The sequence below is a fragment of the Photobacterium sp. 53610 genome, from assembly GCF_036409375.1.
Classification (GTDB): Bacteria; Pseudomonadota; Gammaproteobacteria; order Enterobacterales; family Vibrionaceae; genus Photobacterium.
On the sequence record NZ_JAXOFS010000001.1, the window covers coordinates 378,007 to 389,673 of the forward strand.

9 protein-coding genes are annotated in these 11,667 nt (G+C 49.9%); 6 read left to right on the top strand and 3 right to left on the bottom strand.

Translation table 11 applies throughout. The features are described 5' to 3' along the window. The gene (gene tyrR / locus SPK40_RS01805; protein WP_248140695.1) at positions 1–1,536 is read left to right on the top strand and encodes a transcriptional regulator TyrR; all 1,536 of its coding nucleotides are present in this window, start codon (positions 1–3) and stop codon (positions 1,534–1,536) included. Positions 1,537–1,566: 30 nt separating this feature from the next. On the opposite strand, the gene SPK40_RS01810 is transcribed toward tyrR, so the two are convergent. Beyond that, complete coding sequence (locus SPK40_RS01810; RefSeq protein ID WP_248140694.1) at positions 1,567–2,052, bottom strand: methylated-DNA--[protein]-cysteine S-methyltransferase; 486 nt, start codon at positions 2,050–2,052, stop codon at positions 1,567–1,569. A gap of 117 nt (positions 2,053–2,169) precedes the next feature. Here SPK40_RS01810 and rimJ point away from each other — a divergent pair, with 117 nt between their 5' ends. After that, the gene (gene rimJ, locus SPK40_RS01815; RefSeq protein ID WP_330959220.1) at positions 2,170–2,754 is read left to right on the top strand and encodes a ribosomal protein S5-alanine N-acetyltransferase; all 585 of its coding nucleotides are present in this window, start codon (positions 2,170–2,172) and stop codon (positions 2,752–2,754) included. Between the two features lie 65 nt (positions 2,755–2,819). Here the strand turns inward: rimJ and pyk are convergent, their stop codons facing one another. Next, on the bottom strand, positions 2,820–4,265 hold the full coding sequence (gene pyk / locus SPK40_RS01820) for a pyruvate kinase (protein WP_248140692.1): 1,446 nt from the start codon (positions 4,263–4,265) through the stop codon (positions 2,820–2,822). A gap of 323 nt (positions 4,266–4,588) precedes the next feature. Continuing rightward, positions 4,589–5,443 carry a MurR/RpiR family transcriptional regulator gene (locus SPK40_RS01825; RefSeq protein WP_248140691.1) on the bottom strand — a complete coding sequence of 285 codons (855 nt, stop codon included), beginning with the start codon at positions 5,441–5,443 and terminating at the stop codon, positions 4,589–4,591. Positions 5,444–5,759: 316 nt separating this feature from the next. On the opposite strand from SPK40_RS01825, the gene SPK40_RS01830 reads away from it, so the two are divergent. The 4 genes from SPK40_RS01830 (at position 5,760) to fabV (ending at position 11,642) form a co-directional block, all read left to right on the top strand. Beyond that, positions 5,760–6,590, top strand: coding sequence for an NAD-dependent epimerase/dehydratase family protein (locus tag SPK40_RS01830; protein WP_330959221.1), 831 nt, complete (start codon positions 5,760–5,762; stop codon positions 6,588–6,590). A 564-nt stretch (positions 6,591–7,154) separates the two neighbouring features. Then, positions 7,155–7,826 carry a TetR/AcrR family transcriptional regulator gene (locus tag SPK40_RS01835; protein ID WP_330959222.1) on the top strand — a complete coding sequence of 224 codons (672 nt, stop codon included), beginning with the start codon at positions 7,155–7,157 and terminating at the stop codon, positions 7,824–7,826. 58 nt (positions 7,827–7,884) lie between these two features. Continuing rightward, positions 7,885–10,158, top strand: coding sequence for an acyl-CoA dehydrogenase (locus SPK40_RS01840; RefSeq protein ID WP_330959223.1), 2,274 nt, complete (start codon positions 7,885–7,887; stop codon positions 10,156–10,158). 281 nt (positions 10,159–10,439) lie between these two features. After that, the gene (fabV, locus tag SPK40_RS01845) at positions 10,440–11,642 is read left to right on the top strand and encodes an enoyl-ACP reductase FabV (RefSeq protein WP_330959224.1); all 1,203 of its coding nucleotides are present in this window, start codon (positions 10,440–10,442) and stop codon (positions 11,640–11,642) included. Positions 11,643–11,667 lie beyond the last annotated feature (25 nt).

The following is an 11,667-nucleotide window of genomic DNA, read 5'->3' on the forward strand; positions in this document are numbered from 1 at the left end:
ATGAGACTACAAGTCTTTTGTGTCGACCGGCTAGGAATGACCCGCGAACTACTGGATATTCTCGCCAGCCGTGAATTGGATTTGCACGGTATCGAAATCGATCGTAGCGGGATCATTTATCTCAATTGTCCGGAAATCGAATTTGAAGAATTTCGTCAGCTGATGTCTCAAATCCGTCAGCTGGACGGTGTTACAGATGTTCGCAAAATACAGTTCATGCCCAGCGAGCGTGAGCACAAAGAGTTGAAAGCTTTGCTGGAAGCGTTGCCGGATCCGTTTTTCTCGGTCAACCTGCACGGCAAAATTGACCTGACCAATCAGCCCGCGGAGCTGGTTCTGGGGAAATCCCGTGAAGCCGTCCTCGGTGAGACCATACACAGTGTTCTGGGGTTTAACTTCAACCGTTGGCTGGAGAAAGACGGCGCCAAACATTACAGCGAAATGGTCGTACTGGCCGGGCTGGATTATCTGATGGAAGTCCTGCCGGTTTATGTTACGGATGATGCGGAAAATGAAGTGCTGGCCAGTGCTGTGATTCTGCTGAAATCACTTTCTGAAGCGAAAATGCCGCTGGCAATGCGTCAGATTAGCGGTGATAACGGTTTCGAACATCTGGTTGGTCAGTCTTCGCGTTTCCGCCATCTGATAGCGCAGGCGAAGAAATTGTCGCTGCTGGATGCTCCGCTGCTGATTCAGGGTGAAACCGGTACCGGTAAAGAAATGCTTGCCCGTGCCTGTCATCAGCGTTCTCTGAGACGGGATAAACCATTTCTGCTGGTGAACTGTGTCTCCATGCCAGACAATGCCGCTGAAACTGAATTGTTCGGGGTTGCCGGGACAGGCGGTGAACCGGGCAAAAAAGGGATTTTCGAGCAAGCCAGCGGCGGGACCGTTTTCCTGTATGAAATTGGTGAGATGTCCTCTCATCTGCAGGTGAAACTGCTGCGATTCCTGCAAGACGGTACTTTCCGCCGCGTGGGTGAAGAACATGAAGTGAAGGTCGACGTCCGGGTGATTTGCTCGACGCAGAAACGCTTGCCGGATCTGGTGGCTGCGGGACAGTTCCGTGAGGACCTTTACTATCGTCTGAATGTGCTGTCGCTGGTTGTACCGCCATTGCGGGAGCGTGCTGCGGATATCGTGCCTTTGGCTGAGCTCTTTGTGTCTCAGTTTGCTCAGGAACTTCAGCAGCCGAAACCTGCGCTTTCCGATAAATTGTCTCAGATGCTGAGTCAGTATGCGTGGCCGGGGAACATCCGCCAGCTTCGCAATGTGCTGTTCCGTGCGATGACACAGCTGGAAAGTAATGAAATGACGGTGGATGATATTCATCTGCCGGAACATGAGTCTGCCAGCGTGATCAACGAAGAGACGCTCGACGGGACACTGGATGACATCATGAAACGGTATGAGTCCGGCATTCTGTCAAACCTGTATCGCAGTTATCCGTCAACCCGCAAACTGGCGAAACGCCTGGGTGTTTCTCACACGGCAGTCGCAAATAAACTGCGTGAGTACGGTATTAATAAACCTTAACCTGTGAACCGCTCTGTAACTGAAGACAGTTCAGAGCGGTAAGAGCTGAGGCTGAATATGACCGGCTTCCAGTTCTCGCAGGCGATGAATCAGATCCAGCCCGAAACGACAGCTTAATCTGGGATGGTCACAAGCCACACGGTGGCAGGGGATGACCAGAGGGATGGGATTCACATTCTTTGCCAGTGCGACCGCCTGATGTGCCTTTTTGTTTCCCAGCTGTGCAGCAATTTGCTGGCAGGTCATGATTTGCCCGTAAGGAATTTCCTGAATTGCCAGCCACACTTTCTTTTGAAAGTCTGTGCCTGTTGGTGCCAGGGACAGAGAAAACTGCTGGCGCTGGCCTCTGAGGTATTCCTTTACCTGACTGGAATATTCGTGCATTTTCTCAGGGTGGTGAATCCAGCTTGGAGAGGGTTGGAAACCGTCACTGGCAAAGGCGAGTAATTTCAGTCCCTCTTGGTCGGCTTGCAGAAAAATAAGGCCGAGCTCCGTGTGGATGAGATCGTAGTACATAGTTGCCTTAGATAGTCAGAGAGCGACAAATTCTGCCTGGGTCAGGCCATTCAACGCTCGACAAAAAATGCCGGTCGCGTTAACTAGAAAGTATAGATGCAGTAAGCAGAGGTCAGCTTGTTTCATTCAATTATTCAGCGCTCATCCTCTTTGAAAGTCGATGAATTGACAGTTCGTCTGGTGACCAACAGAGATGCACATCAGATTGCTGCTTATTATCAGCGCAATAAAAATTTTCTTCAGCCTTGGGAGCCGCTTCGGGATCCTGCTTTTTTCACGGTGGCGGGGTGGGAGCGACGGCTGGCACAGCTGACAGAGCTTCATAAGCATCATCTGGCCTATTATTTTGTGATTTTCAGAGAAGGGTCAGACGAAGTCTGCGGCGTGATTAATTTCAGCAATCTGGTCCGTCATCCTTTTTATGCCTGTCATGTGGGATATTCGCTGGATGAAAAGCTGCAGGGGAAGGGGATCATGCGACGGGCCCTGAATGCCGCGATCCGCTGGATGTTTGAGGAACAGCATTTTCATCGGGTGATGGCTGCGTATATTCCTCGAAATCAGCGAAGTGCAGCGGTACTGAAATCAGCTGGCTTTGAACAGGAAGGCGTGGCTAGAGAATATCTGCTGATTAATGGGCGATGGGAAGATCATATTCTGACCGCCCGGATCAATCCGCACTGGATTCAGCCAGAATTGTGACTGTTTGAAAGAAAAAAAGCTTGCGGTGTACGCAAGCTTTTTTCTTTTACTGAATGCAGCGCGCTTTATTCTACAGTCAGAATTCGCATGTTGTTCGTGCTGCCGACTGTATCCATGATGTCGCCCTGCGTGATAATGACCAGGTCACCCGATTTGAGCAGGTTCAGTTCTTTCAGATCGTTCACGGCGTGTTTTGCAACATCCAGACCCGCATCACCTTCACGGTCAAAATACACTGGTGTAACGCCACGGTACAGCGCCGCACGATTCAGAGTCTGTTCATTACGCGACAGCGCAAAGATAGGCAGACCAGAGGAGATGCGTGACATCATCAGCGGAGTGCGGCCGGATTCTGTCAGGGTAATCATGGCCTTTACACCCACCATGTGGTTTGCGGCATACATGGTAGACATCGCAATGGTTTCTTCGGCCGTATCAAAAGTACGGTCCATACGGTGAGAAGAAACATTGACGCTGTGCTCTTTTTCCGCACCCAGACACACGCTCGACATGGCTTGTACCGTTTCAACCGGGTAATCCCCAGCCGCTGTCTCCGCAGATAGCATCACGGCATCGGTACCATCCAGCACGGCGTTAGCAACGTCCATGACTTCGGCACGGGTTGGCATCGGGCTGGTGATCATTGATTCCATCATCTGTGTGGCGGTGATGACCGTACGGTTCAGGCTGCGCGCGCGTCGAATCAGTTTTTTCTGAACGCCAATCAGTTCCGGATCGCCAATTTCAACACCCAGATCACCCCGGGCGACCATAACGGCATCGGAAGCCAGGATGATGTCATCCATGGCTTCTTCACTGGCCACAGCTTCAGCACGTTCAACTTTTGCTACCAGACGCGCATTCAGGCCTGCATCCGTCGCAAGGCGGCGAGCGTAGTGCATGTCTTCGCCGTTACGCGGGAAGGAGACAGCCAGGTAATCAACATTCATTGCCGCAGCAGTGATGATGTCGGCTTTATCTTTTTCAGTCAGGGCTTCAGCAGACAGACCGCCGCCTTTTTTGTTGATTCCTTTGTTGTTTGACAGCGGACCGCCAACAATCACTTTGGTGTGAACTTTGTTTCCTTCGACCTGAGTGACTTCAAGCTGAACACGGCCGTCATCTAACAACAGAACATCGGCAGGGCCGACATCTTTGGGTAATTCTTTATAGTCCAGGCCTACAGCCTGTTTGCTGCCTTCGCCTTTTGGCAGCTCGCTGTCGAGCGTAAAGGTGTCACCGACAGCCAGGTGAATTTTGCCTTCTTTAAAGGTCGAAATCCGGATTTTCGGGCCTTGCAGGTCGCCAAGAATGGCAACGTGGCGGCCAAGTTTAGCGGCAATTTCACGTACTTTTTTAGTGCGCTGGATATGGTCTTCAGGGCTGCCGTGAGAAAAGTTCATGCGTACCACGTTAGCACCGGCCGCAATGATGGCTTCGAGGTTGTTGTCGCGATCGGTAGCAGGGCCGAGTGTGGTTACAATCTTGGTACGTCTTAGCCTTTGAGACATGAAGCTCTCCATCTAGTCGAAAGGATACGTTGAGATGAGGTAATTATAATACCCAGGCATCCTGAGGATGCGTGGCTATATAGTGTTATCACTATCTGTAATATTATTACAGGTGATTGTGATGAAAAGGCGACATAGGACAATGAATTGATGAATTTAACAGTCCATGTTCGTCATTTTCATCCATGAAAATTGAATGTGAATGTTCTGTTTCAAACTCTGAGAGTATAAAAAAGAAAAGCATGGCGATAAAGCCATGCTTTCAGGGATTTTCAGCGCATTGGTTTTGCGGAGATTGTTTTTCCGTAGCCGGAGCTCTGCGTTTAAAACAGACCTTCTTTCGCGATACGGGAGTCTTTGATCGACTCTTTCACGCGCTTGAGGTTTTCTCTGAAGCCAGGGCCACGGCGCAGGGTAAAGCCTGTGGCAAGCACATCAATGACAGTCATCTGGACGACGCGGCTGGCCATCGGCATGTAGATATCGGTATCTTCCGGGACATCCAGGCAGATAGACAGCGAGCATTCACGATCCAGTGGCGAGTCCTTAGCGGTAATCCCGATCACGGTGGCACCATTTTCACGGGCCATGGCAGCAATTTCTACCAGGTTTTTGGTCCGGCCGGTGTGAGAAATGAGAACCACAACATCGTTATCACTGCAGTTGATGACACTCATCCGCTGCATCACAACATCGTCAAAACAGACAATTGGGATGTTAAAGCGGAAGAATTTGTTCATGGCATCATGCGCGACGGACGCTGAAGCACCCAGCCCAAAGAAAGAAATACGCTTGGCTTGCGTGAGCAGATCCACAGCGCGGTTTATCTGCATGGCATCCAGACTACTTTTCGCAACATCAAGGCAAGCCATTGTTGATTCGAAAATTTTTGCCGTGTAGGCTTCAGCACTGTCGTCTTCTTCAACATTACGGTTCACGTAAGGTGTGCCGTTTGCCAGACTTTGGGCAAGGTGGAGTTTGAAATCCGGGAAGCCTTTGGTATCCAGGCGACGACAAAAACGGTTGACCGTTGGCTCACTGACATCGGCCATTTTGGCCAGTGTCGCGATGCTTGAATGAATAGCGGTTTGCGGGGAAGCAATGATCACTTCAGCAACTTTACGCTCGGACTTACTGAAGTTTTCCAGATTGTTTTGTATTTTTTCAAGGGTATTCATAGCGATAACCGCGATTCGTTACTGAATTTCAAAATTGGCGAGATCGTAGGAACGATGTCGAATATGATGAAACTATACTACTTTTCTTTTCACGCCTCCTAGTAAATCTCTGAAAATCACTTTTCCTTTTTATTATAGTTTGATCACGATCTACTTTCCCTTTCAGTTTTGAAATGATTTTAAAGGGGAAAAATGAATGAAATACCGAGTATTCCGCTGGTTTGCGTTATTAATTTTCAAGTGGCGGAATTAATTTACAGATTGAATTAAATGTACAACAAAAATACAACGCCCGCTGACGACAAGGAATATCTCAATGGAAACAAAAATGCGTATCAGTATTTGCGGTTGTGGCTGGCTGGGGCAGCCTCTTGCTAAATCTCTGAGTCAGGCCGGTTTTCCGGTGACAGGCACAAAACAGAGTGAGTCTGGTATTCAAAGTCTTCGGCAAGCGGGGATCGATGGTGTTGTCTTGCAGCTGCCGTTAGGTACTGCTGATATTGCATCCCTTGAAGATTTTTTGTCGGCCGATCTGCTCATCGTGAACGTCCCGCCGGGTCGCCGTAACATGACTGCTGCATCTTATATCGAAAAAATTACCGGTTTGTCGCAGGCTGCAAAACAAGCGGGCTGCAAGCGGATGATTTTTATCAGCACGACATCAGTTTATGGTGATGCAGAAGGGGAAGTCACTGAAGACACAATACCTGTTCCCACGACGATATCTGGTCAGGCTCATTTCCATCTGGAGCAAAGTCTGCGTCAGATGTGGGGACAGGATCTGATCGTCTTGCGGCTTGCCGGTCTGATTGGCCCTCATCGCCACCCGGTTAAATACCTGGCCGGCGGGCAGGCAATTGCCAACGGCAGGGCGCCTGTGAATCTGGTACATCTCGATGACGTCATTCGTGCTGTCATGGCAATGCTGAAACGCTGGCCGACAATGACCACCCTGCATTTATGTGCACCGCAGCATCCGAGTCGTGAGCTTTATTACCGTGAAATGGCAAGGCTGGCCGGGTTACCGGTTCCTGAGTTTCTGCAAGAAGGTGAAAACGGAAAATGGATCAATGCAGAAAGGACTGCCCGCGAGTTGGGACTTGATTGGCAACATGAGGATCTGTTGTCACTGGCGCCGGAGTACTGACTTCAGCCGACTTGCAGACTGAATTTTGCTTCGTGACGCAGATAAAAAAATCCCGCTGAATTGTCAGCGGGAGGAATGTATCCTTAACACAATTAGGAGTTTAGCAGCAGTGGCATTGTCGATTAAAGCTGTTCAATGAACCATTCATGGGCGGCCGGTGAATCAGTCAATTCGTTAATCTTAATGTCACTTGTTATGACCTGAGGGCATGGGCTTAGTTCCGCATTCACATTACTTTTTTCATGTTTTTTTCTAACTGGCTGATTTCGAAGCGGGAATAAAGCTGATATTTGTTTGAAGAATGCATTTAAGGCTGGCGATGTGGCGTTCACTGGCTTCAAATGAAAGAAAACCCGTAACCAAATGGAAACGGGCTTTGAAGAAAATCTTCTAAGAAAAAGCAGTGGCACTATGTATGACTACGTCAATAAAGCATGGTTCCCATTTCATCTCTCATTTTTTATATTTTTTTCTGTTATTCAATCTCACGACTCTGTTCATCGCTTGTTAAATCTGTTAGCAGGGTGTAGAGTTTAAACATGTGTTTAATACGGGTGACTTAACATGGCAATCAAAGCTGATACAAAAAGCCGAATTCTGGATGCCGCTGAGCTGCTGTTTGCAGAGCATGGCTTTAAGGAAACTTCGCTGCGTACTATTACCAGCAAAGCGGGAGTCAACCTGGCCTCTGTGAACTATCACTATGGTGATAAGAAAACCCTGATTCGTGCAGTGCTCAGCCGCTATCTGGAAGAGTTCATGCCTGCCCTGAAGCAAGAGCTGGAAGTGCTGCTGACCCGCGATGATTTCTCGATGGAAGATGTCTTTCGCTGTACTAAACAGCCGCTGCTGAAGCTCAGTGATTTCCGCCCGAATGGCGCGACGATTTTTATGTCTCTGATTGGCCGTGGCTATACAGATGTTCAGGGGCACCTGCGCTGGTTTATTGTCACCCGCTACAGTCAGGTGCTGAATCTGTTCACAAAAGCCGTTTGCCGTGCGAACCCTTCTCTGGATCCGGAAACACTTTTCTGGCGTCTGCATTTCACCCTGGGCGCTTCAGTATTCACGATGGCTTCCAGTACTGCGCTGCGGGAAATTGCAGAGAACGATTTCAAATGTGCCGTCACCACCGCTGATTTAATTGATCGTATGGTGCCGTATCTGGCTGCAGGCGTTGCAGCCCCCATCGAGATGACGTCACCAGTCAGCAATGCAATAGAAAACTCATACTGAACCCTGCAAAACAATAAATGTTGCCAAGATGAGGCAGAGAGACAAAAGGACGTGACCCATGAGTAACAAAAGCTTGAGACAACGCTACATCAGTGATCCGGCTTTCAAGGTTTTTAAGAAAGTACTGCCGCCGCTATCCGACACAGAGCGAGAAGCGATGGAAGCGGGGAGTGTCTGGTGGGATGGCCAGTTGTTTGCCGGAAAACCAGACTGGAACACGTTGCTGAAATATCCGACCCCCAAGCTGAGCGAGGAAGAACAGCATTTCATTGATAATGAGCTGGAAACCCTGCTGGCGATGCTGGATGACAACCAGATTGTTCGGGAAGACCGTGATTTGCCGTCTGAGGTATGGACATACCTGCGCAAAGAAAAGTTCTTCTCACTGATCATTGGTAAGCAGTATGGTGGTCGTGAGTTTTCGGCACATGCGAACTCAACGATTGTGACTCGGATTGCGACCCGCAGCCAGAGTGCGGCGGTGTCTGTGATGGTGCCGAACTCTCTGGGTCCGGGCGAACTGCTGACTCATTATGGTACGGAAGCGCAGAAAAATTACTGGCTGCCGCGTCTGGCCGATGGCACAGATATTCCTTGTTTTGCCCTGACTGGCCCGGAAGCGGGTTCAGATGCCGGTGGGATTCCGGATATGGGTGTTGTTTGCTACGGCGAACACGAAGGTGAAGATGTGCTGGGTATCCGTGTGAGCTGGAACAAGCGTTATATCACGCTGGCACCGGTTGCTACGGTTCTGGGACTGGCATTCAAACTTCAGGATCCGGATGGCCTGATTGGTGACAAGAAAGATATCGGCATTACCTGTGCCCTGATTCCTGCAAATCATGCCGGAGTTGAAATCGGCGAACGTCATGACCCGCTGGGCGGTGCATTCATGAACGGTCCGACCCGGGGTGAAGATGTGTTCATTCCGATGGAATGGGTCATCGGTGGTCAGGATTACGTTGGCCGCGGCTGGCGGATGCTGGTGGAATGTCTGTCTGCAGGACGTGGTATCTCTCTGCCTGCACTGGGAACTGCTGTCGGCCACCTGACTTCAAGGACTACCGGTGCTTACGCTTATGTCCGGAAGCAGTTTGGCATGTCGATTGGTCACTTTGAAGGTGTCGCAGAATCGCTGGGCCGTATCGGCGGGATGACCTACATGCTGGAGGCCGCCCGCACACTGACCACGACTTCACTGGATATGAAAGAGAAGCCGGGGATTGTGACTGCGATTGCCAAATACCACATGACAGAAATGGCCCGCACCATTTTGAATGATGCGATGGATATTCATGCCGGTCGCGGGATTCAGGCTGGTCCGATGAACTATCTGGCGAATCAGTATATTGGTATTCCGGTGGCAATCACCGTGGAAGGTGCGAACATTCTGACCCGTAACCTGATGATCTTCGGTCAGGGGGCCACGCGTTGTCATCCATACGTTCTGCAGGAAATGGAAGCTGCGGCGAATCCTGATGCCGATCAGGCGGCAAAAGATTTTGACCAGTTGCTGTTCAAGCACATTGGTTTTGCAGTGGGTAACGTCAGTAAGGCACTGTTGAACGCGTTTACCGGTTCTCAGCTCAACCGTGCACCTGTTGCAGGTGAAACGGCTTACTACTACCGCCATCTGTCCCGCATGAGCCGTGCACTGGCTGTGGCAGCTGATTTCTCCATGCTGACGCTGGGTGGTGAGCTGAAACGCCGTGAAATGGTCTCGGCTCGTCTGGGTGACGTTTTAAGTCATTTGTACCTGGCTTCTGCGGTTCTGAAACGTTTTGAAACGGAAGGGCGTCAGCAGGAAGACTTACCTATGGTGCATTACGCGCTGCAACACTGCCTGCACAAGTGTGGTATTGCTTTCGATGAAGTCTTCAACAACTTCCCGCGTAAAGGTGTGGGTCGTGTGCTGCGTACACTGACATTCCCGCTGGGGATTCATTATGAAGCGCCGAAGGATGAGCTGAAGCTGGCGATTTCAAAACTCATGATGACGCCGGGAGTAGCGCGTGATCGCCTGACGACCAATTGCTACGTCGGTGAGAAAGACGGCGATCCGGTTGCGATTATGGAACGTGCATTTGTTGCGATGTATGGTGTGCGTGACGTTGAGCGTAAAATTGCGAAAGCAGTGAAAGCTGGCACCGTGCCACGCAAGGCGCCGCTGGCTGAGAAGCTGAAAATTGCTCTGGATGCGGGCGTTATCACAGACGCTGAAGTTGAGAAAGTGCATAATGCTGACCAATTGAGATCCCGTGCGATCCAAGTGGATCACTTTGCACCGGAAGCGTTTAAAAAGGGCGTCTTACAGCCAGGGAAAGCTGCCTGATAAGCAATTTGATTGCTTAGTCGAAGAATAAACCTGGTGGTCAAATATACCGCGCATTTGCGCGGTATTTTTTTATCGATCGACCATGATATCTTCTGTTCCGGGGGAAATGAGATGCAGACAGACTGCGGTTTTCTTCGGCAACTCATGGCTCAATATCAAATATTCTGCCTCAACACCTCCAACCACTGGCTAATTTTGTCGATTTCGAACATAAAACTGATGCGAATTAGTGACTAACCTTTTATCCTACGGGCAACAGAACAAAGGAAGAAAACGAAATGATCATCAAACCAAAAATTCGTGGATTCATTTGTACAACAACTCATCCTGTGGGTTGTGAAGCAAACGTCAAAGAGCAAATTGAGTACACCAAGGCCCAGCCGAAACTGGAGAACGGTCCGAAGCGTGTACTGGTGGTTGGCTCTTCCACTGGCTACGGTCTGGCTTCCCGCATCGCTGCTGCTTTCGGCTCCGGTGCTGCAACCATTGGTGTTTTCCTGGAAAAGCAGGGCACCGAGAAAAAACCAGGCTCTGCGGGCTGGTATAACTCTGCGGCATTCGACAAATTCGCCAAAGAAGAAGGCCTGTATTCCAAGAGTCTGAACGGTGATGCGTTCTCTCACGAGATGAAGCAAAAAGTTATCGAGCTGATCAAAGAAGATCTGGGTCAGATTGATATGGTTGTGTACTCCCTGGCTTCTCCGGTCCGTAAAATGCCGGACAGTGGTGAGCTGATCCGCTCCAGCCTGAAACCTATGGGTGAAACCTACACGGCGACCGCGGTTGATACCAACAAAGATGTACTGATTGAAGCCAGTGTTGAGCCTGCAACTGAGCAGGAAGTTGAAGATACAGTGAAAGTCATGGGCGGCCAGGACTGGGAGCTGTGGATCAATGCACTGGCAGATGCAGGTGTTCTGGCTGAAGGTTGTAAGACTGTTGCTTACAGCTACATTGGTACAGAAATCACCTGGCCGATTTACTGGCACGGTGCACTGGGCAAGGCCAAAATGGACCTGGACCGTGCTGCGGATGAATTGAGCAAGAAACTGTCTGCTGCTAACGGTACTGCAAACGTGGCAGTTCTGAAGAGTGTTGTGACTCAGGCCAGTGCGGCAATTCCTGTGATGCCTCTGTACATCGCGATGGTCTTCAAGAAAATGCGCGAAGAAGGCGTTCATGAGGGTTGTATGGAGCAGATCTTCCGTATGTTCTCACAGCGTCTGTACAAAGCTGACGGTACTGCTGCAGAGCTGGACAGCGACAACCGTCTGCGTCTGGATGACTGGGAGCTGCGTGAAGACATTCAGGAGCATTGTACGAAGCTGTGGCCACAGGTGACCAATGAGAACCTGTTCGAGCTGACTGATTATCAGCTGTACAAAGATGAATTCATGAAGCTGTTCGGTTTCGGCATTGAAGGCGTGGACTATGACGCTGATGTGAATCCAATTGTTGAATTCGACGTTCAGGACGTGTAATTGCGCCACTGAAACAAAACGAAAA